The sequence below is a fragment of the Mycolicibacterium litorale genome, from assembly GCF_010731695.1.
Classification (GTDB): domain Bacteria; phylum Actinomycetota; class Actinomycetes; order Mycobacteriales; family Mycobacteriaceae; genus Mycobacterium; species Mycobacterium litorale.
On sequence record NZ_AP022586.1, the window covers coordinates 3031970 to 3057778 of the forward strand.

A 25809-nucleotide genomic window follows, 5' to 3' on the forward strand; every position below is an offset into this window, starting at 1 on the left:
TACGGCTATGCGCACCTGTTACGCGATACCTTCCTATTGACGTGCGCGTGTGGCGGCGGTTCTGCGCGGGTAAGGCGGAAGGGTGACCAGACCTCCCGGCATCGGATTGTTGACCGCTCCGCTCCGGGCCGCCGGGACAGTGACCCGCACCGCCGCCGCCGTCGCACTGGAGGCGCTCGGCGGCCCCACCGCGCGCCGCTGCCAGGCCGTCGGGAACCGCTGCTGGGTGGAGGTGCGCGGCCTCGGGGGCGAGCACGCCGGCGACATCGCCGCCGAGGTGGTGCGCGCGGTCAAGGAACTGCCGGGGGTGCGGTCGGTGGCGCTGAACACCACGGTCGCGCGGATCGTGGTCACCGTCGACGATGACGGCCCGTCACTTCCGGACGTGCTGCGCACCGTCGACGACGCCGAACGCGCGGTCGACGCCGGCGCGCGGCGCACCCAGCCGATGAACCTGCCGGGCGACGATGCGGTCCTCGCCGCGCGGACCGCGGGCGCGGCCTTCGCCATGGCGGGACTGGGCCTGTCGGTGAGCGCGACGGTGCTGCGTCTGCGCGGGTTGCCCGACGTCGTCTCGGCCGTGCCGACCCTCGTCGACCACATGCCCCGCCTGCGCAGACAGGTGGAGAGCCGGCTGGGCCCCGACGGCACGGATCTGCTGTTCGCCGCCGCGCACGCCACCATGGCGACACTGGCCGTCTCGCCGGTGTCGGCGGTGGCCGAAGCCGCGCAGCGCACCATGCTCGCCGCCGAGGCGTGGAACGACCGGGCGTCGTGGCGGCGTCACGAACCGTCGCTGTCCCAGCACGCGTCCGACGACCGCCCGCCCACCAAGCGGGTCTCCCCTCCCGAGGGCAAGCCCGAGCGCTACGCCGACCGGGCCGCCACGGTCGGTGCGGCCGCGGGCCTGGCGCTGGGGGCGCTGTCCGGCAACCTCGCGGCAGCGGGCGAGGCGGCTGTCGTGGCCGCCCCCAAGGCCCTGCGCACCTCGCGGGAGGCGTTCGCCTGTGCGCTGAGCCGCGGGTTCACCGCCCAGCACGGCGGCCTGGTCCTGCATCCGCGGGCGCTGCGCACTCTCGACCGCATCGACACCGTGGTGATCGATCCGCGGGCACTGCACACCGACGAGGTGATGGTCAGCCGGGTGCGCGGGCTGACCAACTCGCACCGCAGTCGGGCCTGGCAGGCCGCGCGCAAGGCGCTGGCCGACGGCCGGCTCACCACCGGCTGGCATCCCATGTCCGAGGTCCCGGACGCCGGCGAGGAGGGCGAGGTCCTCGTCAGCCACGTCCGCGATCCGCACGCCGCGGCCGTGGTGGCGGAGGCGCGCCGCACCAGACCGCGCGTCGTGTCCATCGCCGACGACGGATTACGTTCCCTGGCACAGGGTTTCGACCATCTGCATCCGGTCGGCGAATCTCCCGACGAGGCGCTGGCCGAGGCGGTGGCGGCCGCCAAGGACGACGGCGCGACAGTGCTGCTGATCACGACCGCCGACATGACCAGCCCGCATGCCGCCGACGTGACCGTCGGCGTCCTGCGCGAAGGCAGGCCGCCGCCGTGGAGTGCCGATCTGCTCGTCGACGACCTCACCGGCGCGTGGCGCGTCCTGCATTCGCTGCCCGCGGCCCGCGCGGCGAGTGAGAAGGGCGTGGAGCTGTCGCTGTCGAGTTCGTCGATCGGGGCGCTGATGCTCATTCCGGGCGTTCCGGGCCGAGGTCCCGTCTCGGTGCACGCGGGCGCCATGGCGGGCCTGCTGTCCGGCTTCTCGGCAGGCCGACGGGTGTTCCGCGACGCACTGCCCAGCGCCGAACCCGGCCACGACTGGCACGCGCTGCCGGTGGACGAGGTGGCCCACCTGCTGCCGCAACGGGAAGGTCCCGTCGAGGACGGCTCCGAACGCAGCTTCGTGCCCGAACCCGTTGTCGGAGTGTGGAATTACGCCCGCGACTTCGTCGGCGAGGTGCGCGCGAACCTGGCCGACCCGCTCACCCCGATCCTCGTCACCGGCGCGATGGCGAGCGCGCTGCTCGGCTCGCCCTTCGACGCCGCGCTCGTCGGCAGCGTTCTGCTGGGCAACGCCGCACTGTCGGCCGAACAGCAGCTGCACGCCGAACGCATCCTGCGGCGGCTGCTCGCCGTCCAGGATCCGCCGGCCCGGCGCCGGCTGGGTGCCGACGAGGCCGACGGCGACGAGGAGGTGGCCGCCACCCGGCTGCGTCCCGGCGACGTGATCGAGGTGCGCTCGGGAGAAGTGGTCCCGGCCGACGTCCGGCTGACCGAGGCCGTCAACCTCGAGGTGGACGAATCCTCGCTCACCGGAGAGTCGTTGCCCGTCGCGAAGGAGACCGATCCGTCGCCCGGCGCACCGCTGGCCGAGCGGTCCTGCATGCTCTACGCCGGTTCGACGGTGGTGGCGGGCAGCGGAATCGGCATCGTGACCGCGGTGGGCGCGAGTTCGGAGATGCAGCGCGCGATCGCGATGGCGCCGTCGAAGTCGAGGGAGATCGGCCTGCAGGCCCAGCTGCGCCGGATCACCGGCCGTGCCCTGCCGTGGAGCCTGGGCGGCGGCGCGCTCGTCGGACTGCTGTCGATGCTGCGGCGCACACCGCTGCGTGCATCCGCCGCCAGCGCCGTGGGCGTCATGGTGGCCGCGGTGCCGGAGGGGTTGCCGTTGGTCGCCACACTCGCCCAGCTGGCGGCCGCCCGCCGGCTGTCCGGTGAATCGGTGCTGATCCGCAACCCGCACTCGGTCGAGGCGCTCGCGCGCGTACAGGTGGTGTGCTTCGACAAGACCGGGACGCTGAGTGAGAACCGGTTGCAGGTCAAGAGGTTACGGCCGGTCGAGGGGCACACCGAGGCCGAGGTACTGGCCATGGCGGCCAGCACCATCGTGGTCCGCAACGGTCAGCGCACCGAGCACGCCACCGACGACGCGATCCTGCGTGCCGCGGGTCGCGACGACCCCGATGCCGGCACCCGGGAACCCGATGCGGTGCTGCCGTTCCAGTCGGGCCGCCCGTACGCCGCCGCGCTCACCGGCAACCGGCTCACCATCAAGGGCGCCCCCGAACGGATCTCCGCCTCGCTCGCCGACGACCTCACCGACGACAGGGCGCTGTCATCGCTGTTCGACGAGATGACAACCCAGGGGCTGCGGGTCCTCGCGGTCGCAGAGTGCGAGCTCAGCGACGAGGACGCCCGCGTCGCGGCCGGCGACCCCGAACGGCTCGAGCAGTTGTGCGCGTGCAACCTGCGCCCCGTCGGCGTCGTCGGGCTGGCGGACACACTGCGGCCCAGCGCCGGCGATCTGCTCCGCGCGCTCGGCGACAAGGGCATCGGCGTCCGGCTCATCACCGGTGACCACCCCGTCACCGCCGCCGTCGTCGCGAACGACCTCGGACTCGATGTCACCCCCGATCAGGTGGTGACGGGCGACGAGTGGGAGAACATGTCGGCCGACGAACGCGCCACGGCCGTGGCCGAGTACGCGGTGTTCGCCCGGATGACGCCGGAACACAAGATCGACGTGGTGCAGGCACTCGAAGACAGCGGTGTGGTCACCGCGATGGTCGGCGACGGCGCCAACGACGCCGCGGCGATCCGCGCGGCGAGCGTCGGGATCGGGGTGGCGGCCCCGGGCAGCGACCCCGCGCGCACCGCGGCGGACGTGATGCTGCTCGACGGCCGCATCGACGCCCTGCTGGAGGCCATCGACGAAGGCAACCAGCTGTGGCGCCGCGTCCAGTCGGCGGTCTCGGTGCTCCTCGGAGGCAACGCAGGCGAGGTCTGCTTCGCGCTGATCAGCAGCCTGTTGACGGGCCGGTCGGTGCTCAACGCCCGCCAGATGCTGCTGGTCAACATGCTCACCGACGCGCTGCCCGCGGCCGCGCTGGCGGTCAGCCCGCAGTCCGACACCGGGGAGGCCGACCGCGACGAGTCGGCGATGTGGCAGGCGATCGCGATACGCGGCGCGGCAACCACGACCGGCGCGACCGCGGCGTGGCTGATGGCCAGTGTCACGGGGACGCCGCGGCGGGCCGCCACCGCCGCGCTGATCGGGCTGGTGTCCACGCAGATGTTGCAGACGCTGCTCGATTCGCACGGCCCGCTGGTGGTGGCCACCAACATCGGCACCTTCGCCGCGATGATCGGCATCATCAGCACCCCGGCGGTGAGCCAGCTGTTCGGATGCACGCCGGTCGGGCCGTTCGCGTGGGGTCAGGCCTTCCTCGCCGCGGCGGCCGCCACGGCGATCTCGGCCGTCGCGCCCGCGCTGCTGCAGCGCCTCACCGGGGCCGGTTCAGTCGTCGACGATGACCACGACGCCGGCGCGGACGAGGACGGCGTAGATCTCGCGCAGCGGCGGGGTGAGGACGCGGACGGCCCCGCCGAGGAGCGCGTCCTGGCCACTGCTTCGCACCAGGCCGGCAAGTAGGTTCGCCATGCCCCAGGACGCTAGGCCGAACCGGCGAACGGAAGGTGACCCCGAAGTGACCGGTGCCCCATCACATCGTGACGTCGCGGCCCGCGTGGCCGGTGCGCAACGATTCGCGATCTCGCTGCCCCTGGTCGGCAAGGTGCCGTTCCCCCGGCCGGAGCAACTCGCGTTCTACGCCGCGCTGGCGGGGCTGGTCGCCGTGGAGATCGTGGAGTGGCCGGTGGCCGTCGCGATCGGCGCCGGACACGCGCTGGTCAGCCAGAGGCAGCAGAATCACCCGCAAGAAGGGCAATGACCGGAATAATTACGGTACGTTCTGCCGTCCCTCGTAAAAAGTCTGTAGAATGACCGTGCTTCGGGTTCGCACGTTCGCCGCGGTCCGGATCTGCTGCAGCAGATCCTCGAGCGCTCGTGCCGACCCCACCCGCACCAGCAGCATGTAGCTCTCGTCGCCGGCCACCGAGTGGCAGGACTCGATCTGCGCTATGTGTTCCAGCCGTGCGGGCGCATCATCGGGCTGGGAGGGATCGAGAGGGGTGATCGCGACGAACGCCGACAGCTGGTGTCCGACCGCTTCCGGGTTGAGCCTCGCCTGGTATCCGGTGACCACGCCGCGCGACTCCAGCCGGCGCACACGCGACTGCACCGCCGATACCGACAGACCCGCGCTGGCGGCCAGATGCGCGAGCGTCGCTCGACCGTCGGCCACGAGCTCACGGGCCAGGATGCGGTCGATCTCGTCGAGCGGCGCCGGCGGGTGCGGATGCTCGTCGGGTTCGCCCATGGCGGCACTGTAGCCGAGGCCACGGCTCCCGAACCGCACACGACACCGAGAACAGCACCCACGGAGAAGGACACAGCGATGACGACGACGACCCCCGCGCCGACCCCCGCGCCGACCGGAGCGGCGCTGCCGACCGCCGACGAGCTCAGAGACCGGGTTCGCGCCGCACTCGACGCGATCGGCGCGACCACGGAGCTGGGCGGCCCGGGCGACGGCGGCCTGCCTGCCGGCACTCCGATCACCGGTGAGGTGCTGTTCACGGTTCCCGAGACTTCGGCGGCGCAGACCGAGGCCGCGATCGAGGCGGCCGCCGACGCCTTCACCCACTGGCGCACCACCCCGGCGCCGGTGCGCGGTGCACTGGTCGCCCGGCTGGGCGAACTGCTCGTCGAGCACAAGGCGGCGCTGGCGACGCTGGTGACCGTGGAAGCGGGCAAGATCACCGCCGAGGCACTGGGCGAAGTGCAGGAGATGATCGACATCTGCCAGTTCGCGGTCGGTCTGTCGCGCCAGCTGTACGGCAAGACGATCGCGTCGGAGCGGCCGGGACACCGCCTCATGGAGACCTGGCATCCGCTCGGCGTCGTCGGGGTCATCACCGCGTTCAACTTCCCGGTGGCGGTGTGGTCCTGGAACACCGCGGTCGCGCTGGTGTGCGGCGACACCGTCGTGTGGAAGCCCTCGGAACTCACCCCGCTGACGGCCATCGCCTGCCAGGCGCTGCTCGAGCGGGCGGCCGACGACGTCGGTGCGCCGCGCGCGGTCGGCCGACTCGTGCTGGGCGGACGCGAGGTCGGCGAGACACTGGTCGACGATCCGCGGGTGGCGCTGCTGTCGGCGACCGGCTCGGTCCGGATGGGCCGGCAGGTCGCACCGCGGGTCGCGCAACGTTTCGGCAAGGTCCTGCTGGAACTCGGCGGCAACAACGCCGCGATCGTCACGCCGTCGGCGGACCTGGATCTCGCCGTGCGGGCCATCGTGTTCTCGGCCGCGGGCACCGCGGGCCAGCGTTGCACCACCCTGCGCAGGCTGATCGTCCACCGGTCGATCGCCGACGATCTCCTCGAGCGCATCACCGCCGCGTATCGCCAACTGCCGGTGGGTGATCCGACCGCCGACGGAACGCTGGTCGGCCCGCTGATCCACGAGACCGCCTACCGGGACATGATCGCCGCGCTGGACGCGGCCCGCGCCGACGGTGGTGAGGTGACCGGCGGCGAGCGGCGCATCTTCGAGGGCGAACGCGGTGACACGTCCTTCTACGTCACGCCTGCGGTGGTGCGGATGCCCGCGCAGACCGCGGTGGTGCACACCGAGACGTTCGCGCCGATCCTCTACGTCCTCACCTACGACGACCTCGACGAGGCCATCGCGCTGAACAACGAAGTGCCACAGGGCCTTTCGTCGGCGATCTTCACCCTCGACGTCCGCGAGGCCGAGCGCTTCCTGGCTGCCGACGGCTCGGACTGCGGCATCGCCAACGTCAACATCGGCACCTCCGGGGCGGAGATCGGCGGTGCGTTCGGCGGTGAGAAGCAGACCGGCGGCGGCCGCGAATCCGGCTCCGATGCGTGGAAGGCCTACATGCGCCGGGCCACCAACACCGTCAACTACTCGGCCGAACTGCCCCTGGCGCAAGGGGTGCACTTCGGCTGACCGACCGGCGGATGACCCGCTGTTCCACGAGATCCGCCCCGCGCGCCACGCCGCCGGTGGCGGCGAAGCCGTCGGCGACCCGTCGCGCGCCTGCCGTCATCGCCAGTGCGCGTTCGACTCCCGCCCGCAGACGGGGCGGGGTGAGGCGCCGGGCCGGGATCCTGGTGCCGCACCGCGCCGCCTCCACCCGCCGGGCCACCTCGAACTGGTCGCGGCCGTAGGGCACCGCGCACACCGGGACGCCCCGCGCCAGCGCCTTTTGGGTGACGCCCATACCGCCGTGGGTGATCGCGCAGATCGCGCGGTCGAGCACCGGTCCGTGCGGCAGGAATCCCGTCACCGTGGCGTTGGGGGGCACCACGATTCCGTCGGGGATGCCCGCCGGACAGGTCGCGACGACGTGGACGGGCGCATCGGCGAGCGCGGTCAGCGCGGTGGCGACGAGCGCGGAATCAGCCTGCTTCACCGATGACGTCGTGACCAGCACCACCGGCATGTCGACGGCGTCGAGCCACTCCGGCGTGTCAGCGGCGGCCGGGTCGAACTCGCAGGGGCCGATCATCTGTACGGCATCGCCCCAGCCCGGGTGGGGATACTCGAACGGCTCGCCGCCCGCCACCAGCATCAGCGGTGCGCGACGCAGGACGGCGTCCACATCGGACAGGGCGGGAAGTCCACGCTGGGCCCGAAACACGTTGACGTGACCCATCATCGGCACGTCGAACACCCGGCGCACCACCGTGCGCACCCCCAGGTCGCGCACCCACCCCACCGGACCCCGGCGCGGCGCCATCCCCGCACCCACCGGCGGCATACCCGGGGAGGTGAGAAACGGCGTGTACGGGGAGAACACCGCCCACGGAAGCCTCGAGGCCTCGGCGACGGCCATCGCACCCCAGCAGTTGATGTCGAGCACCAGCACGTCGGGTCCCACCCGCGCGACCGCGTCGTCGACATCGGCCAGTTCGTGTGCGCCGCGCGCACCGAAGGTGTCGATGGTCATCCGCAGCACCGCGCGGCCACTGCCGGCGCGCCAGTCCTCGCTGACGATGGCCTCGATGCGGGGATCCACAGTGTCCGCGGCCATTCCGGCCGCACGCGCGACGGGGACGCCGGCCGCGTAGGTGCGCACGTGGACGCGGTGCCCGCGCCCGGCCAGCTCACCGAGGAGCGCGAGCATCGGGAAGAGGTGGCCCGCCGACGGTGAGGTGTAGGCCAGGATGGTCGCCATCGCGACCAGCTATACCCGCTGTTACGCGCGGCGTTCAGGGCCGGCCGGTGACGGTTTTCTTACGCGCCGCCGAGCCCTTACGCGGACCGCCCGGCGAACCCGACGGCCTCTGCGCGGGCTCGGCCGTCGCGTCGCCGTTCCTGTCGAGCCCGCGGACCAGCAGTGCCGTCCCGCCGACCGCGGCCAGCACCGGCCATTCGACCAGCCCCGCGGCGCCCACCGCACCCATGGTCAGCAACGCCGCCGGTGTGGAATGACTGCCGCTGCTCAATCCGCGGCGCGCTCCGCTCGCCGCGCCCTGCACGCCTCCGACGATGCCGTTGACAGCCGCTCCGCCCACCGCGCCGGCCGCTGCCGTGGTGGCGTTGGCGGCCTCGGCGACCAACCGGACCGCCCCTTCGACGATGTTCATGGCTCCCGCCTTTCCTTCGACAACCTGTGGCTACCCGGCCTGCGAGCGCACCATTCGGATTCGGCAGGATCGACTCATGGACATCGACAACACGGTCGTGGCGATCACCGGGGCGGGGTCGGGAATCGGGCGCGCGCTCGCGGAATCCTTCGCCGCCGCCGGCGCGCGCCTGGTGCTCGGCGACATCGACGACGAGGGGCTGGCCGCCACCGCCGACCGTCTCGCGGCCGAGGGAGCCACCGTCACGGCTCTGCACGCCGACGCGAGTTCGGCCGACGACATCGCGGCGATGGTCGCCGAACCGGTCGACGTCTTCGTCGCCAACGCCGGGGTCGTGGGCGCACCCGGCCTCGGCGGCGAAGCGGACTGGGACCGCATCCTCGAGGTGAACCTGCGCGCCCACATCCGTGCGGCCCGGTTGGTGGTCCCGCAGTGGCAGGCGCGCGGCCGCGGCCATTTCGTCGCCGTGGCGTCGGCCGCCGGCCTGCTCACCCAGATCGGCGACGCGGGTTACGCGGTGACCAAACACGCGGCGGTGGGCTTCGCCGAATGGCTCGCGGTCACCTACGGCGACGACGGCATCGGCGTGACCTGCGTGTGTCCGATGGGCGTCGACACCGCGCTGCTGTCGGCGATCCGGGATTCGGACGATCCCGCCGTGCAGCTGGGGGCGAACTCGGTGGTGATGGCCGGCGCCGTGCTCAGCGCGCGCGAGGTCGCCGACCAGACCGTCGCCGCGGTCCGCGACGGGCGTTTCCTGGTGCTCCCCCATCCCGAGGTGCGCGACATGCTGGCCGGCAAGGTCGCCGATCACGACCGGTGGATCGCCGGGATGCAGCGCTACCAGCGGTCACTGCGCGGGTAGCTTCACCCTCGGCGTAACGGCGCCGCGCCGCCTTTGTCGGTGGGAGTTGTCACCATGGAGGGGATGACGAAGCACCCGCCCGCCGCCGACGGCCTATCCCGGTTCAGCCCACTGACCCGGGAGTGGTTCGCGGGCACGTTCGTCGAACCGACTCCGGCGCAGTCCCAAGCCTGGTCGGCGATCGCCGACGGCGACAACACCCTGGTGATCGCGCCCACCGGGTCGGGCAAGACACTGGCGGCGTTCCTGTGGGCCATCGATCGGCTGGCGTCCTCCGAACCCCGCCCGCCGGGCGCCGGCACCCGGGTGCTGTACGTGTCACCGCTCAAGGCGCTCGCCGTCGACGTGGAACGCAACCTGCGCACCCCGCTGACCGGCATCGCGCGGATCGCCGAACGCAACGGCGAGCAGGCGCCGAACATCAGCGTCGGCGTCCGCTCCGGGGACACCACCCCGGCGCAGCGCCGGGAACTGGTCACGCGGCCGCCCGACATCCTGATCACCACGCCCGAGTCGCTGTTCCTCATGCTGACCTCGGCGGCGCGCGACACCCTCGCCGAGGTGCAGACCGTGATCGTCGACGAGGTGCACGCGCTGGCCGCCACCAAACGCGGTGCCCATCTGGCGCTGTCTCTGGAACGGCTCGACCAGCTCCTCGAGCGGCCCGCCCAGCGCATCGGCCTGTCCGCGACGGTCCGCCCGCCCGAGGAGGTCGCGCGGTTCCTGTCGGGTCACGCACCTGCGACGATCGTCGCGCCGCCGGCGGCCAAGACGTTCGACCTGTCGGTACAGGTCCCGGTGCCCGACATGGCGGACTTGGAGAACAACACCATCTGGCCCGACGTCGAGGAGCAGATCGTCGACCTGATCGAGGCGCACCGCTCCTCCATCGTGTTCGCGAACTCCCGACGGCTCGCCGAGCGGTTGACCTCGCGCCTCAACGAGATCCATGCCGAGCGCACGGGCATCGAACTCGACGGCCGCAACGATCGCGTCGGCGGCGGCGCGCCCGCGCAGCTCATGGGCAGCGGCCAGTCCTTCGGCGCCGAACCGCTGCTCGCGAAGGCCCACCATGGGTCGGTCAGCAAGGAACAGCGCGCGCTGGTCGAGGACGACCTCAAGAGCGGGCGGCTCAAGGCCGTCGTCGCGACGTCCAGCCTGGAACTGGGCATCGACATGGGTGCGGTCGACCTGGTCATCCAGGTCGAGACGCCGCCGTCGGTGGCCAGCGGCCTGCAGCGAGTGGGCCGGGCCGGCCACCAGGTCGGCGAGATCTCCCAGGGGGTGCTGTTCCCGAAGCACCGTACGGACCTGATCGGCTGTGCGGTCACCGTGCAGCGCATGCTCGCCGGCCAGATCGAGACCATGAAGGTGCCGGCCAACCCGCTCGACGTGCTGGCTCAGCACACCGTCGCGGCCGCGGCACTCGAACCGCTCGACGCCGACCGCTGGTTCGACGCGGTGCGGCGCAGCGCACCGTTCGCGACCCTGCCGCGCAGCGCGTTCGAGGCGACGCTCGACCTGCTCTCGGGCAAGTATCCGTCCACCGAGTTCGCCGAACTGCGGCCGCGGCTGGTGTACGACCGCGACGGCGGCACGCTGACCGCGCGGCCGGGGGCGCAGCGGCTCGCCGTCACCTCCGGCGGTGCGATCCCCGATCGCGGGATGTTCACCGTCTACCTCGCCACCGACTCCGAGAAGCCGTCGCGTGTGGGCGAACTCGACGAGGAGATGGTGTACGAGTCGCGGCCGAGCGACGTGATCTCACTCGGTGCGACGAGCTGGCGGATCACCGAGATCACCCACGACCGGGTCCTGGTGATCCCGGCGCCGGGTCAGCCGGCGCGGTTGCCGTTCTGGCGGGGCGACGGGGTGGGCCGGCCCGCCGAACTCGGCGCGGCGGTCGGCGCCTTCACCGGAGAGCTGTCCGCGCTCGGCGCCGATGCGTTCGCCGAGCGCTGCCGCACCATGGGTTTCAACGACTACGCCACCGACAACCTCTACCGGCTGCTCGACGATCAGCGGCAGGCCACCGGCACGGTGCCCACCGACACCACGTTCGTCGTCGAGCGGTTCCGCGACGAACTCGGCGACTGGCGGATCATCCTGCACTCCCCCTACGGCCTTCGCGTGCACGGGCCGCTCGCACTGGCGATCGGGCGCCGCCTGCGGGAGCGCTACGGCATCGACGAGAAGCCGACCGCGTCCGACGACGGCATCATCGTGCGATTGCCCGACACCGACTTCGAATCGGGCGGCGCCGTGTCGTTCGCCGAGCTGTTCGTCTTCGACCCCGAGGAGATCGAACCGATCGTCACCGCCGAGGTCGGCGGGTCGGCGCTGTTCGCCTCGCGGTTCCGCGAATGCGCGGCGCGCGCGCTGCTGCTGCCGCGGCGCCACCCCGGTAAGCGGTCACCGCTGTGGCATCAGCGCCAGCGCGCCGCCCAACTGCTCGACGTCGCCCGCAAGTACCCGGACTTTCCGATCGTGCTCGAAGCGGTCCGGGAATGCCTGCAGGACGTGTACGACGTGCCGGCCCTGGTGGAGCTGATGCACCGGATCGCCCAGCGCAGGCTGCGGGTGGTCGAGGTGGAGACGACGACGCCGTCGCCGTTCGCGGCGTCGCTGCTGTTCGGCTACGTGGGTGCGTTCATGTACGAGGGCGACAGCCCGCTGGCCGAACGCCGCGCGGCCGCACTGTCGTTGGACAGCACGTTGCTCGCCGAACTGCTGGGCCGGGTCGAGCTGCGTGAGCTGCTCGACGCCGACGTCATCGCCGCCACCGCACGTCAGCTGCAGCACCTCGCGGAGGACCGGCGCGCGCGCGACGCCGAGGGCGTCGCCGACCTGCTGCGGCTGCTTGGGCCGCTGACCACCGAGGAGATCGCCGAACGGGCGACCACCGAGGACGTCGGCGGGTGGCTCGAGGGTCTGCTGGCGGCGAAGCGGGTGCTGACCGTGTCGTTCGCCGGGGCCACCTGGTGGGTCGCGATCGAGGACGTCGGTCTGCTGCGCGACGGCGTGGGCATCGCGGTCCCGGTCGGGGTCCCGATCTCGTTCCTCGATCCGGTGGTCGACCCGCTCGGCGAGCTGATCGGCCGTTACGCGCGCACCCACGGCCCGTTCACCACCGCTGAGGCGGCCGCGCGGTTCGGGCTCGGCCTGCGGGTCACCGCCGACGTACTGGGGCGGCTCGCGGTCGACGGACGGCTGGTGCGGGGTGAGTTCACCGACGCCCCGCCCGGCGACCCCGCGGGCAGTGAGCAGTGGTGTGACGGCGACGTCCTCAAGATCCTGCGGCGGCGCTCGCTCGCGGCGCTGCGCGCGCAGGTGGAGCCGGTCAGCACCACGGCCTACGCCCGGTTCCTGCCGGCCTGGCAGCACGTCGGATCGACGCACAGCGCGGGGGTGGACGGGCTGGCCGCGGCGCTCGACCAGATCGCGGGTCTGCCGATTCCGGCCTCTGCGGTCGAACCGCTGGTGTTGTCGCAGCGGGTGCGCGACTACCAGCCCGCGATGCTCGACGAACTGCTGGCCAGCGGCGAGATCATGTGGTCGGGTGCGGGTCAGATCGGCGGTGGCGACGGCTGGATCGCCTTCCACCACGCCGACTCGGCACCGTTGACGCTGACCGCACCGGTCGAACTCGAGTTCACCGACACCCACCGGACCATCATGGAGACCCTCGGGGCCGGTGGCGCTTACTTCTTCCGGCAGCTCGCCGCCACCGACTCGGAAGAGTTCAAAACCGCACTGTGGGAACTGATCTGGGGCGGTTGGGTCACCGGCGACACCTTTGCCCCGGTGCGTGCGATGCTTGCGGGCAGCCGGCGCTCCACCGGTAGACGCGGGGCGCCCGCGCACCGGCAGCGGGCCCGGCCGCCGCGGTTGAGCAGTTACAGCATCGCGCACGCGCAGACCCGCGCGAGCGACCCGACGGTGGCCGGCCGCTGGTCGGCGTTACCCGCCGCCGAACCGGATTCCACTGTGCGCGCACACTTCACGGCCGAACTGCTGCTCAACCGCTACGGTGTGCTCACCAAGGGCGCGGCGGCATCCGAGGGGGTGCCCGGCGGTTTCGCGATGCTCTACAAGGTGCTGACCGCGTTCGAGGAGGCCGGCCGCTGCCAGCGCGGTTACTTCGTCGAATCACTGGGCGGCGCCCAGTTCGCGGTGGCCTCGACCGTGGACCGGTTGCGGACGTACCTCGACGAGGTCGACCAGGAACGCCGGGAGTACCACGCCGTGGTGCTCGCCGCCGCCGATCCGGCCAACCCCTACGGCGCGGCGCTCGGCTGGCCCACGCGCACCGCCGACGGCGAGGCCGAGGGTTCACACCGCCCCGGCCGCAAGGCCGGCGCGCTGGTGGCGCTGGTCGACGGCGAGCTCGCCTGGTTCCTCGAGCGGGGCGGCCGGTCCCTGCTGAGCTTCACCGACGACGCCGACGCCCAGCTGGCGGCCGCGGCGGCGCTGGCCGATCTGGTGAGCCGCGGGCGGGTGCAGTCGTTGCTGGTCGAGAAGGTCAACGGCGTGGCGGTGCTGGAACCCGCCCAGGGCGGGGTGCGCGCCACTGTGCACGACGCGTTGACCGGTGCGGGGTTCACCCGCACTCCGCGCGGTCTGCGGTTGCGGTGAGCACGCGTGCGGAGGAGGTGACCGGTGCCTGAGGGAGACACCGTCTACCGCACCGCCACCGCGCTGCGCGAAGGGCTCGAGGGCAAGACGCTGACCCGCTGCGATGTCCGCGTTCCGCGCTACGCCACCGTCGATCTCACCGGTCACGTCGTCGACGAGGTGCTCAGCCGCGGTAAGCACCTGTTCATCCGGGTCGGGCCGGCCAGCATTCACTCCCATCTGAAGATGGAGGGCAGCTGGAAGGTCGTCCCCGCCTCGTGCCCCAGCCGGGCCGGGTACCGCATCCGGATCATCCTCGAGGCCGGCGCCGGTGAGCAGGCGGTGCAGGCCGTGGGCATCGATCTCGGCGTCCTGGAGATCCTCGACCGCGAGAACGACATGGACGCCGTCGCCCATCTGGGACCCGACCTGCTCGGGGACGATTGGGAGCCCCGCATCGCGGCGCAGAACCTCGCCGCCGATCCGGACCGCCGATTGTCCGAGGCACTGCTGGACCAGCGAATCATGGCCGGCGTCGGCAACGTCTACGCGAACGAGCTGTGCTTCGTCACCGGGCACCTGCCGACCGCACCGGTGGGGGCCGTCAAGGATCCGCTGCGGATGGTGCAACGCGCTCGGGACATGCTGTGGCTCAACCGATCTCGCTGGAACCGCACCACGACCGGTGACACCCGTCCTGGCCGCGACGTGTGGGTGTACGGGCGGGCCGGAAAACCGTGCCGCCGCTGCGGCACACCGATCATGCGTGACGGCAACGGCGACCGGGTCACGTACTGGTGCCCGCACTGTCAGCGCTGACCGCGCGGCCACCGTCTTTCGCCGCAGAAGTTTTCCGCAATTCCATGTGAGTGCCACCGACGGGTGGTTCCCTGGTATGGGTGAGCACGGCCACAACGCCGGACACAGGCGCACGTCGGGGTGTGAACCTGGCGCTGGCGACGTGGGTTTCGGCGATCAACTTCTGGGCCTGGAACATGATCGGCCCGCTGTCGACCACCTACGCCGGTGGCCTCTCGCTGAGCAGCACGCAGGCCTCGATGCTGGTGGCCACGCCGATCCTGGTCGGCTCTCTGGGCCGCATCGTCGTGGGCTCACTGACCGACCGCTTCGGCGGCCGGGCGATGTTCATCGCGATCTCGCTCGCGTCGATCGTCCCGGTGCTGGCGGTCGGGGCCGCCGGTTCGGCAGGCTCGTATCCGATGCTGCTGGTGTTCGGCTTCTTTCTCGGGATCGCGGGCACCATCTTCGCCGTCGGGATCCCGTTCGCCAACCACTGGTACGAGGCGTCCCGCCGCGGTTTCGCCACCGGCGTCTTCGGGATGGGCATGGTCGGCACCGCCCTGTCGGCGTTCTTCACCCCGCGCTTCGTCAACTGGTTCGGCTTGTTCACCACCCACGTGGTCGTCGCCGTCGCGCTCGCGCTCACCGCGGTGCTCTGCCTGGTCGCCATGCACGATTCCCCGCACTTCACCCCCAACACCGATGCGGTGCTGCCGAAACTCAAGGCGGCCGCCAAACTCCGTGTCACATGGGAGATGTCGTTCCTCTACGCGGTCGTGTTCGGCGGTTTCGTCGCGTTCAGCAACTACCTGCCCACCTACATCAAGACCGTCTACGGCTTCTCCGCGGTCGACGCCGGCGCCCGCACCGCCGGATTCGCGTTGGCCGCCGTCCTGGCCCGGCCGGTGGGCGGCGCGCTCGCGGACCGGGTCGCGCCCAAGTACGTCGTGCTGGCCTCCTTCGCCGGGACTGCGGCCCTCGCGCTCGTCGCGGTGCTCCAGCCGCCGCCGGACCTGTGGTCGGCCGCCACGTTCATCACCCTGGCGGTGTTCCTGGGCATCGGCACCGGCGGCGTGTTCGCCTGGGTGGCGCGCCGCTCCCCCGCGCAGTCGGTGGGCTCGATCACCGGGATCGTCGCCGCCGCAGGCGGGCTCGGCGGGTACTTCCCGCCGCTGGTGATGGGCGGGACCTATGACCCCGTCGACAACGACTACACCGTCGGGCTGCTCCTGCTGGTGGCCACCGCGCTGATCGCGCTGACGTACACCGCCCTGCGCTTGCACGCCCACGAGCCACAACCGAAGGAGACCCCGACGTGAGCAGCCCCCCTCGCACCGGCGGGATGGTCGAGGAGCTGCTGGAGCGCAGCGGCCGATTCTTCACCCCCGGCGAATTCTCCGACGACCTACGCACGGTCACCCGCCGCGGCGGTCGCGAAGGCGACGTGTTCTACCGCGACCGTTGGAGTCACGACAAGGTGGTGCGCTCCACCCACGGGGTGAACTGCACCGGGTCGTGTTCGTGGAAGGTCTACGTCAAAGACGGCATCATCACGTGGGAGACGCAGGAGACCGACTATCCGTCGGTCGGGCCGGACCGGCCCGAGTACGAGCCGCGCGGCTGCCCGCGTGGCGCGGCGTTCTCCTGGTACACCTATTCGCCCACGCGGGTGCGCTATCCCTACGCCCGCGGTGTCCTGGTCGAGATGTACCGGGAAGCCAAGGCGCGGTTGACCGATCCGGTGCTGGCCTGGGCCGACATCCAGGCCGATCCGGAGCGGCGCAGGCGCTACCAGCGGGCCCGCGGTAAGGGTGGGCTGGTCCGGGTCACCTGGGCCGAGGCCGCCGAGATGATCGCCGCCGCCCATGTCCACACCATCAAGACCTACGGTCCGGACCGGGTGGCCGGGTTCTCGCCCATCCCGGCCATGTCGATGGTCAGCCATGCGGCCGGTTCGCGCTTCGTCGAGCTGATCGGTGGTGCGATGACGTCGTTCTACGACTGGTACGCCGATCTCCCGGTGGCCTCCCCCCAGGTCTTCGGCGACCAGACCGACGTCCCCGAATCCGGGGACTGGTGGGATGCGTCGTACCTGATGATGTGGGGTTCGAACGTGCCGGTCACCCGCACACCGGACGCGCACTGGATGACCGAGGTGCGTTACCGCGGCACCAAGATCGTTTCGGTGAGCCCCGATTTCGCCGACAACACCAAGTTCGCCGACGAGTGGATGCCGTGCGCGGCGGGCACGGACGGCGCGCTGGCGATGGCGATGGGTCACGTCATCCTCTCCGAATGCTTTGTCGGCAAACGGGTCCCGGCATTCGTCGACTACGTGCGCCAGTACACCGACCTGCCGTTCCTGGTGAAACTCGAGAACCGCGACGGCACGTTGGTGCCGGGAAAGAACCTGACGGCAGCGGATCTGGGCGACGACGAGAGCGGCCAGGAGAACGCCGCGTTCAAACCGGCGCTGCTCGACGGGGCGACCGGAACCGTCACCGTGCCGGCCGGTTCGCTGGGATTCCGCTTCGGTGACAGCGGCGTCGGCAAGTGGAACCTCGACCTCGGCGACATCGCGCCTGCGCTGACGGTGGCCGCCGACGGCGGCGAGGTCGCGGCGATCACCCTGCCCCGCTTCGACACCGTCGACGGGCACGGGGAGGCCCTCCTGCGCGGCGTGCCGGTGCGCCGGGTCGGTGAGCACCTGGTGTGCACCGTCTTCGATCTGATGCTCGCCCAGTACGGGGTGGCGCGGCCGGGACTGCCCGGCGACTGGCCGACCGGCTACGACGATCCGGACCGCCCCTACACCCCGGCGTGGCAGGAGGCGATCACCGGGGTGTCGGCCGCCCAGGCCATCCGGGTGGCCCGTGAATTCGCCCGCAACGCCGAAGAATCCGGTGGTCGCTCGATGATCATCATGGGTGCAGGCATCTGCCAGTGGTTCCACGGAGACGCCACGTACCGCGCGGTGCTGGCGATGCTGATCCTCACCGGTTCGATGGGTCGCAACGGCGGCGGGTGGGCGCACTACGTGGGGCAGGAGAAGTGCCGTCCGGTCACCGGTTGGTCGACGATGGCGATGGCCGGCGATTGGGCGCGTCCCCCGCGGCAGATGCCCGGCACCTCGTACTGGTATGTGCACACCGACCAGTGGCGCTACGACGGGTACCGCGCCGACGCACTGGCCAGCCCCACCGGTCGCGGCCGGTTCACCGGCAAGCACACGATGGACGTGCTGGCCGCGTCGGCGGCGATGGGCTGGATGCCGTTCTACCCGCAGTTCGACCGGTCCAGCCTCGACGTCGCCGACGAGGCCCGCGCCGCCGGCCGCGACATCCCGGATTACGTTGCGGAGCAATTGGGTTCGGGCGAACTGAGGTTGGCGGTCACCGATCCCGATGATCCGGCGAACTGGCCCCGGGTGCTCGACGTGTGGCGCGCCAACCTGCTCGGCTCGTCGAGCAAGGGCAACGAGTACTTCCTGCGCCACCTGCTCGGCACCACCTCCAACCTGCAGGCCACCGCCACCCCGGAACACCTGCGTCCCACCGACATCACCTGGCGACTCGACGAATCCGGGGAGATCCCCGACGGCAAGCTCGACCTGCTGATGTCGATCGACTTCCGCATGACCTCGACCACGCTGCTCTCCGACGTCGTCCTCCCTGCGGCCACCTGGTACGAGAAAGCCGACCTGAACACCACCGACATGCACCCCTACGTGCATGCGTTCACCCCGGCGATCGACCCGCCGTGGGAGACCCGCTCCGATTTCGAGGCGTTCCGCGCGATCGCGCTGGCGTTCTCCGCCATGGCGAAGACGCACCTGGGCACTCGCACCGACGTCGTGCTCGGAGCGCTGCAGCACGACACCCCGGCGGCCATGTCGTATCCGTCCGGCACACAGCGGGATTGGCGCGCCACCGGCGACACCCCGGTGCCCGGCAAGACCATGGGGCCGATCGCGGTGGTGGAACGCGACTACACGGCGATCGCCGACAAGTGGGCGACGCTGGGTCCGCTGGTCGAGCGGCTGGGCCTGACGACGAAGGGCATCACCACCCATCCCGACAAGGAGGTCGGTGAGCTCGCCGCGAAGTTCGGCGTGCTGAGCTCGGGTCCGGCGGCGGGGCGTCCGGCGATCACCACGGCCGAACGGATGGCCGATGTGATCCTGGCCCTGTCGGGCACGTCCAACGGGCGGCTGGCGGTCGAGGGCTTCGAACAGCTGAGTCGGCGCACCGGCCGGCCGCTGGGTCACCTCGCCGGCGGCAGCGAGGAACGCCGGATCACCTACGCCGACGCCCAGGCGCGACCGGTGCCGGTGATCACCAGCCCGGAATGGTCGGGCAGTGAGACCGGCGGCCGCCGCTACGCCCCGTTCACGGTGAACATCGAGGAGCTCAAGCCTTTTCACACGCTGACCGGCCGGATGCACTTCTACCTCGATCACGACTGGCTCGAGGAACTCGGCGAGCAGTTGCCGATCTACCGGCCGCCACTGGACATCCACCGGCTGTTCGGGGAACCCGAACTGGGTAGTGAAGGGGTGGGACTGACCGTGCGTTACCTGACCCCGCACTCCAAGTGGTCGATCCACTCGGAGTACCAGGACAACCTGTTCATGCTGTCGCTGTCGCGCGGCGGGCCGACCATGTGGATGAGCCCGGGCGACGCCGCCAAGATCGGTGCGGCGGACAACGACTGGGTGGAGGCGGTGAACCGCAACGGCGTGCTGGTGTGCCGGGCGATCGTCAGCCACCGGATGCCCGACGGGGTGGTGTTCGTCTACCACGCCCAGGAGCGGGTCATCGACGTGCCACTGACCGAGACGACGGGCAACCGGGGCGGCATCCACAACTCGCTGACCAGGCTGCTGCTCAAACCGAGCCACCTCGCCGGTGGCTACGCACAGACGGCCTTCGCCTTCAACTACCTCGGCCCCACGGGCAATCAACGCGACGAGGTGACCGTGGTGCGGCGGCGGTCGCAGGAGGTGGTCTACCAGTGAAGGTCATGGCACAGATGGCGATGGTGATGAACCTCGACAAGTGCATCGGCTGCCACACCTGCTCGGTGACCTGCAAACAGGCCTGGACGAACCGGTCCGGCACCGAGTACGTGTGGTTCAACAACGTCGAAACCCGCCCCGGACAGGGCTATCCGCGCACCTACGAGGATCAGGAGCGGTGGCGCGGCGGCTGGGTCCGCGACCGGCGCGGCCGGCTGCGACTGCGTGACGGCGGCCGGTTCTCCAAGCTGCTGCGGATCTTCGCCAACCCGAAGCTGCCCAGCATCAACGACTACTACGAACCGTGGACCTACGACTACGAGACCCTGACCACCGCGCCGCTCGGTGAGCACATGCCGGTGGCCAAGCCGCGCAGCCTGATCAGCGGTGAGCCGATGAAGGTCGAATGGTCGGCGAACTGGGACGACAACCTCGGCGGCTCACCGCAGATCGTGCCGGGCGATCCGGTGCTCGCCAAGGTCAGCGAGAAGGTCCGGCTCGAGCTGGAACAGACCTTCATGTTCTATCTGCCGCGCATCTGCGAGCACTGCCTCAACCCGTCGTGTGTGGCGTCGTGTCCGTCGGGCGCGATGTACAAGCGCAGCGAGGACGGGGTGGTGCTCGTCGACCAGGACCGCTGCCGGGGCTGGCGGATGTGCGTATCGGGCTGTCCGTACAAGAAGGTGTACTTCAACCACAAGACCGGCAAGGCCGAGAAGTGCACGCTGTGTTACCCGCGCATCGAGGTGGGGCTGCCCACCGTGTGCTCGGAGACGTGTGTGGGCCGGCTGCGCTACCTGGGGCTGGTGCTCTACGACGTCGACCGGGTGACCGAGGTGGCGTCGGTGGAGCAGGAGACCGACCTCTACGAGGCGCACAGGTCGATCCTGTTGGACCCCAACGATCCCGAGGTGATCGCGAACGCCCGCGCCGAGGGCATCTCCGACGAATGGATCGAGGCCGCCCAGCGGTCACCGGTGTACGCGCTGATCCAGACCTACGGGGTGGCGCTGCCGCTGCATCCGGAGTTCCGCACCGTGCCGATGGTCTGGTACATCCCGCCGCTGTCACCGGTCGTCGACGCGGTCAGCAGGGACGGCCACGACGGCGAGGACGTGGGCAACCTGTTCGGTGCGCTGGAGGCGCTGCGCATCCCGATCCAATACCTCGCCGGGCTGTTCACCGCGGGCGACCCGGCCCCGGTCGAGGCGGTGCTGCGGCGGCTGGCGGCCATGCGGTCCTACATGCGCGACATCAACCTGGGCCGCGAGACGCAGCCGCACATCCCGCAGGCGGTCGGCATGACCGAGGAGCAGATCTACGGGATGTACCGGCTGTTGGCGCTGGCGAAATACGAGGAGCGCTACGTGATCCCGACGGCGTACGCGGTGGACCCGCACTCGGTCGAGGAACCGCCGGGCTGCTCGCTGTCGTTCGACGGCGGTCCGGGGATGTACGAGTCGGGGCCGTTCGGGGAGGCCAGCGGGCAACCGGTGCCGGTCGCGGTGGAGACCTTCCACGCCCTGCAGCACCGGCAGACCACCGAGGGCATGGCGGCCAACGAGGCGCGCCCGTCGCGGGTCAACCTGCTCAACTGGGACGGTCGCGGCACGCCGACGGGGATGTTCCCCGGCGAGGGGGGCCCACGGTGAGGCTGCGCGTCCGCCCGAGGTCCGATCTGACCGACCGGCTGCTGTGGCAGTGCGCATCGCTGCTGCTGAGCTATCCCGACGAGGACCGCCTCGCCAACGCCGGTGAACTGCTGGCCCATCTCGACGGCCCTGGCCGCGAACAGCTTTCCTCCACGCTGGCGGCGCTGCGGGCACTCGATCCGCTGCAGGCCGCGCAGCACTACGTGGAGACCTTCGACATGCGCAGGCGCGCCAGCATGTACCTGACCTACTGGACGGCCGGTGACACCAGGGACCGCGGCAACGCGATGCTCGCGTTCGCCGCGGCCTACCGAGACGCTGGGGTGGCGCCGCCCTGCGACGAGGCGCCCGACCATCTGCCGGTGGTGCTGGAGTTCGCCGCCACCGTCGACCCCGCGGCGGGCCGGCGGCTGCTCGCCGAGCACCGGGTCCCGATCGACGTGCTGCACGGCGCGCTGGCCGAGGTGCACTCGCCGTACGCATCGACCGTCGCGGCGGTGCTGGCCACTCTTCCGGCAGCCACCGACACGGAGATGCGCCGCGCGCAGCGGCTCGCCGCTGCGGGGCCGCCCGCCGAAGCCGTCGGCCTGCAACCGTTCACGCTGACGGTGCCACCGCGGCGGGGAGAGACGGAAGTCTGATGTCCGGGTGGGAGATCTTCTGGGACGTGGCCCCGTACGTCACGCTCGCGACGGTCGCGATCGGCATCTGGTGGCGCTACCGCTATGACAAGTTCGGCTGGACCACCCGCTCGTCGCAGCTGTACGAGTCGCGGCTGCTGCGGATCGGCAGCCCGATGTTCCACTTCGGCATCCTCGTCGTCATCGTCGGTCACCTCATCGGGTTGGTGATCCCGGAATCCTGGACCTCCGCAATCGGAGTGAGCGACCATGCCTACCACGTCCAATCGCTGGTGCTGGGCACCATCGCCGGTGTCACCACGCTGGCGGGGATCGCGCTGCTGGTGTACCGGCGGCGCACCACCGGCCCGGTCTTCATGGCCACCACCGTCAACGACAAGATCATGTACCTGGTGCTGGTGTTGGCGATCGTCGCGGGACTGGCGTGCACGTTGATCGGCGCCACCCCCGTCGGCGCCGAGCACGACTACCGCCAGACCGTGTCGCCGTGGTTCCGGTCGATCTGGATGCTGCAGCCGCGCGGCGACCTGATGGCGTTGGCGCCGTTGTGGTTCCACATTCACGTGATCATCGCGCTGGTGCTGTTCTGCCTGTGGCCGTTCACCCGCTTGGTGCACGTGTTCAGCGCACCGATCGGGTACCTGTTCCGGCCCTACATCGTCTACCGCAGCCGCGAGGCCACCGGCGGACGCGGCCTTGTCTCCACCCATCCGCCGCGCCGCGGGTGGTGACCGGTGCGCCGAGACTCCTAGCCCGGCAGCGCCAGCTTGACGATCTTGCGCACGACGGTGGCGAACTGGCGCGGCAGCGGACCGGTGTTGTAGGGCAGTCCGTAGCGGCGGCAGATGTCGCGCACCTGCGGTGCGATCTCGGCGTGCCGGAACGCCGGGATGTCCGGGAACAGGTGGTGTTCGATCTGGAAGGACAGGTTGCCGCTGAGCAGGTGGAAGAGCTTGCCGCCACTGAGGTTCGCCGATCCGAGCACCTGGCGGAAGTACCACTGGCCGCGGGTCTCGGCCTTGGTCTCCTCGATCGAGAACTCCTGCACGTCTTCGGGGAAGTGCCCGCAGAAGATGATCATGTACGACCACACGTTGCGCATCAGATTGGCGGTCATGTTCCCGGCGAACACCCACGGCGCGAACGGTCCGGCCAGCAAGGGGAACGCCACGTAATCCTTGAGGGTCTGGCTCTTGGTCTTACGCCAGATGCCCTGCAGGATCTCGCGTTTGTCGGCGATGCTGATCTCTCCGGCGCGGATGCGTTCGGTCTCCAGTTCGTGCAGTGCGACGCCGTACTGGAACAGGACCATGAGCAGGAACGCGTACACCGGGTTACCGAGGAAGTACGGCTGCCAGCGCTGGCTCTCGCTCATCCGCAGGATGCCGTAGCCGATGTCGCGGTCCATGCCGACGATGTTGGTGTAGGTGTGGTGCATGTAGTTGTGCGAGTGGCGCCACTGGTCGCCCGGGCAGGCGTTGTCCCACTCGAACTTCTTGCTGGACAACGCCGGATCGCCGGTCCAGTCGTACTGGCCGTGCATGACGTTGTGGCCGATCTCCATGTTGTCGATGATCTTCGACAGGCCGAGCATCGCCGTGCCGGCGAGCCAGAACGGGGGGAAGACGCCGCCGAACAGCAGTGCGCGGCCACCGACTTCGAGGGTGCGCTGCGCTTTGATGACGTTGCGGATGTAGGTGGTGTCGCGTTCGCCGAGGTCGGCGATCACCCGGTCGCGCAGCGCATCGAGTTCGCGGCCGAACGCCTCGACCTGTTCGGCGGTCAGCCGCACGGTCTTTCCCGCGACGGTCTTCTCGACGGCCTTGCCGGCCGGAGCAGTGGTGGTGGTAGTGACGGTCATGTCTTCCATCCCTTCCTAGAGCGCGATCTCGACGTCGCCGAGGGGGGCGGTCACGCAAATCTGCACGTCCTCCTCGTCGACACCCGACACCGCGCCGGTGATCAGGTTCTTGACCACACCGCTGGTCTTGCGGCGGGTGCAGCTGTGGCAGATGCCCATCCGGCATCCGCTCTCCGGCGCGAGCCCGGCGGACTCGGCCTGTTCGAGCAGTGGGCGGCCGTCGTCGGTCACCGCGACGCCACTGTCGGCGAAGCTGACCTGGCCGCCCGACGCCGCGCCGGAGAACGTGGGTGGCACGAACGATTCGGCGAGTGCGTCCGGGCGCACCTCGCGGACGGCGTCGACCAGCGCGGGCGGACCGCATACGAACACCGCGTCGGCGCCGGGCAGGGCGGCGTCGAGGTGTTCGGCGCAGAAGCGGCCGTACAGATCGGTGCCAGTGGTGTCGCGGGTGTAGCCGTGCAGCACCCGCACGCCGCGCATCGCGGCGAGTTCGTCGCGGTAGCAGGCCTCGGCGGCGCTGCGCGCGTAGTGGATGAAGGCGACCTCGGGGCCCGGTCCCTCGCCGCGCAGCGTGCGCAGCATGGACAGCACCGGGGTGATGCCGCTGCCGCCGGAGACGAACAGGATGCGCCGCGGACGCGCCGCGGGCAGCGTGAAGTCGCCGCCGACCGAGTCGAGGCCGACGATCATGCCGGGTCGGGCGTGATCGCACAGGTAGTTCGACACCAGGCCACCGTCGTGGCGCCCGACCGTGAGCTCGATGAGCGCCGAACCCTCGGCACTGGCGGGCGAATAGCAGCGGGTGCGGCGGCGGCCGTCGATCTCGACGGTGAGGTTGATGTGCTGGCCGGAGCGGAAGCCGGCGAACACGTGATTCGGTTCGAGGGTCAGCGTGACGCTGCGCGGGGTCTGCCGACGCGCAGCGACCACCTTGGCGCGGGCCTCTCCCAGCGTCCATGTCGGGGTCACGAGCTCGGTGTACCGGTCCACACCGTGCGGCCCGGTCAGCAGATCGACCAGCGACGAGCGCAGCACCCGATCCCGCAGGCTGCGTGTGCGCGTTTCAGTGAACATATGTACACCGTGCGCTGATACACCCGCGTCGGTCAAGGGGGTCGCAGCAGCTTGTGGTAGGTTTCACAACGTGAACAGTCGTACGCCCAGTTCACGCACAAGCCGATCTGGCTCGCGGTCACGGGACGCCTCGCCCTCACGGGAGGCGAAGAAGGAGGCCACCCGTCGGGCCATCGTCACCGCCGCGCTGACGCTCCTCGAGGAGCGCAGCTTCGCCGCATTGAGCCTGCGTGAAGTCACCCGGGAGGCCGGTATCGCGCCCGCGGCGTTCTACCGGCATTTCGAATCGATGGAGGCGCTGGGCCTCGTCCTGATCGACGAGTCGTTCCGCGCGCTGCGCGATCTGCTGCGCAGCGCCCGCGCCGGGAAACTGGATCCCACGCGGGTCATCGAATCGTCGGTCGACATGCTCGTCGAAGGGGTCGACCAACGGCGCGAGCAATGGCGCTTCATCGGCCGCGAACGCAACAGCGGGGTGACCGTGCTGCGTTACGCCATTCGCACCGAGATCCGGTTGATCACCTCGGAGCTCGCGATCGACCTGGCGCGCTTCCCCGGTCTGAACACCTGGAGCGCCGAGGATCTCAACATCCTGGCGAGCCTGATCGTCAATGCGATGATCTCGATCGCCGAGGCCATCGAGGACGCCAACGATGCGGCGGCGCTGGCCGAGATCAAGCGGATCGCGGTCAAGCAGTTGCGGATGATCGTCGTCGGGGTCGCCGGATGGCGTAGCGCCGGCTGATGCCGAGCCGCC

Annotated in this window: 16 protein-coding genes and 1 pseudogene; 12 read left to right on the forward strand and 5 right to left on the reverse strand. The window is 70.6% G+C overall.

Features of this window, described 5'->3' with window-relative positions; translation table 11 throughout:
- Positions 1-82 precede the first annotated feature (82 nt).
- Together G6N30_RS14410 and G6N30_RS14415 are read left to right on the forward strand one after the other, a co-directional pair.
- Positions 83-4438, forward strand: coding sequence for a cation-translocating P-type ATPase (locus G6N30_RS14410; RefSeq protein WP_134053872.1), 4356 nt, complete (start codon positions 83-85; stop codon positions 4436-4438).
- Between the two features lie 55 nt (positions 4439-4493).
- Positions 4494-4736 (forward strand): hypothetical protein, encoded by a 243-nt coding sequence (locus tag G6N30_RS14415; protein ID WP_234880135.1) that lies wholly within the window; start codon positions 4494-4496, stop codon positions 4734-4736.
- 9 nt (positions 4737-4745) lie between these two features.
- Here G6N30_RS14415 and G6N30_RS14420 read toward each other — a convergent pair whose 3' ends face one another.
- Entirely contained in the window at positions 4746-5225 is a 480-nt protein-coding gene (locus tag G6N30_RS14420; protein ID WP_134053876.1) for an Lrp/AsnC family transcriptional regulator, read from the reverse strand.
- A 78-nt stretch (positions 5226-5303) separates the two neighbouring features.
- Between G6N30_RS14420 and amaB the strand changes: the two genes are divergently transcribed.
- Positions 5304-6881 (forward strand): L-piperidine-6-carboxylate dehydrogenase, encoded by a 1578-nt coding sequence (gene amaB / locus G6N30_RS14425; RefSeq protein ID WP_134053878.1) that lies wholly within the window; start codon positions 5304-5306, stop codon positions 6879-6881.
- On the opposite strand, the gene G6N30_RS14430 is transcribed toward amaB, so the two are convergent.
- Both G6N30_RS14430 and G6N30_RS14435 read right to left on the reverse strand, forming a co-directional pair.
- A complete protein-coding gene (locus G6N30_RS14430) occupies positions 6832-8112 on the reverse strand; it encodes a glycosyltransferase (protein WP_134053880.1) in 1281 nt (426 codons plus the stop codon). The two genes, amaB and G6N30_RS14430, sit on opposite strands and share 50 nt — an antisense overlap.
- A gap of 34 nt (positions 8113-8146) precedes the next feature.
- A complete protein-coding gene (locus tag G6N30_RS14435; RefSeq protein ID WP_134053882.1) occupies positions 8147-8524 on the reverse strand; it encodes a hypothetical protein in 378 nt (125 codons plus the stop codon).
- Between the two features lie 76 nt (positions 8525-8600).
- Here G6N30_RS14435 and G6N30_RS14440 point away from each other — a divergent pair, with 76 nt between their 5' ends.
- From G6N30_RS14440 to narI, 8 genes and pseudogenes are all read left to right on the forward strand, one after another.
- Complete coding sequence (locus G6N30_RS14440; protein WP_134053884.1) at positions 8601-9389, forward strand: SDR family oxidoreductase; 789 nt, start codon at positions 8601-8603, stop codon at positions 9387-9389.
- Between the two features lie 63 nt (positions 9390-9452).
- Positions 9453-14024, forward strand: a complete 4572-nt coding sequence (locus tag G6N30_RS14445) for an ATP-dependent helicase (RefSeq protein WP_134053886.1) — start codon at positions 9453-9455, stop codon at positions 14022-14024.
- A gap of 24 nt (positions 14025-14048) precedes the next feature.
- Positions 14049-14822 carry an endonuclease VIII Nei2 gene (gene nei2 / locus G6N30_RS14450; RefSeq protein ID WP_134053888.1) on the forward strand — a complete coding sequence of 258 codons (774 nt, stop codon included), beginning with the start codon at positions 14049-14051 and terminating at the stop codon, positions 14820-14822.
- A gap of 80 nt (positions 14823-14902) precedes the next feature.
- Positions 14903-16123 carry a nitrate/nitrite transporter gene (locus tag G6N30_RS14455; protein ID WP_134053890.1) on the forward strand — a complete coding sequence of 407 codons (1221 nt, stop codon included), beginning with the start codon at positions 14903-14905 and terminating at the stop codon, positions 16121-16123.
- Complete coding sequence (locus G6N30_RS14460) at positions 16120-19821, forward strand: nitrate reductase subunit alpha (RefSeq protein WP_163687591.1); 3702 nt, start codon at positions 16120-16122, stop codon at positions 19819-19821. Before G6N30_RS14455 ends, G6N30_RS14460 begins: the two co-directional genes overlap by 4 nt.
- Entirely contained in the window at positions 19818-21473 is a 1656-nt protein-coding gene (gene narH / locus G6N30_RS14465) for a nitrate reductase subunit beta (RefSeq protein ID WP_134053892.1), read from the forward strand. The genes G6N30_RS14460 and narH overlap by 4 nt, the downstream gene beginning before the upstream one ends.
- Positions 21474-21475: 2 nt before the next feature.
- Positions 21476-22114 (forward strand): nitrate reductase molybdenum cofactor assembly chaperone, encoded by a 639-nt coding sequence (gene narJ, locus G6N30_RS14470; protein ID WP_276027078.1) that lies wholly within the window; start codon positions 21476-21478, stop codon positions 22112-22114.
- Positions 22099-22845, forward strand: a pseudogene (gene narI / locus G6N30_RS14475) (respiratory nitrate reductase subunit gamma); the annotation flags it as partial. The gene narJ and the pseudogene narI, both read left to right, overlap by 16 nt.
- A 17-nt stretch (positions 22846-22862) precedes the next feature.
- On the opposite strand, the gene G6N30_RS14480 reads toward narI, so the two are convergent.
- Together G6N30_RS14480 and G6N30_RS14485 are read right to left on the reverse strand one after the other, a co-directional pair.
- A complete protein-coding gene (locus G6N30_RS14480; protein WP_134053896.1) occupies positions 22863-23975 on the reverse strand; it encodes a fatty acid desaturase family protein in 1113 nt (370 codons plus the stop codon).
- 15 nt (positions 23976-23990) lie between these two features.
- On the reverse strand, positions 23991-25052 hold the full coding sequence (locus tag G6N30_RS14485) for a ferredoxin reductase (protein ID WP_134053898.1): 1062 nt from the start codon (positions 25050-25052) through the stop codon (positions 23991-23993).
- 70 nt (positions 25053-25122) lie between these two features.
- Here G6N30_RS14485 and G6N30_RS14490 point away from each other — a divergent pair, with 70 nt between their 5' ends.
- Positions 25123-25797 carry a TetR family transcriptional regulator gene (locus G6N30_RS14490; protein WP_134053900.1) on the forward strand — a complete coding sequence of 225 codons (675 nt, stop codon included), beginning with the start codon at positions 25123-25125 and terminating at the stop codon, positions 25795-25797.
- Positions 25798-25809 lie beyond the last annotated feature (12 nt).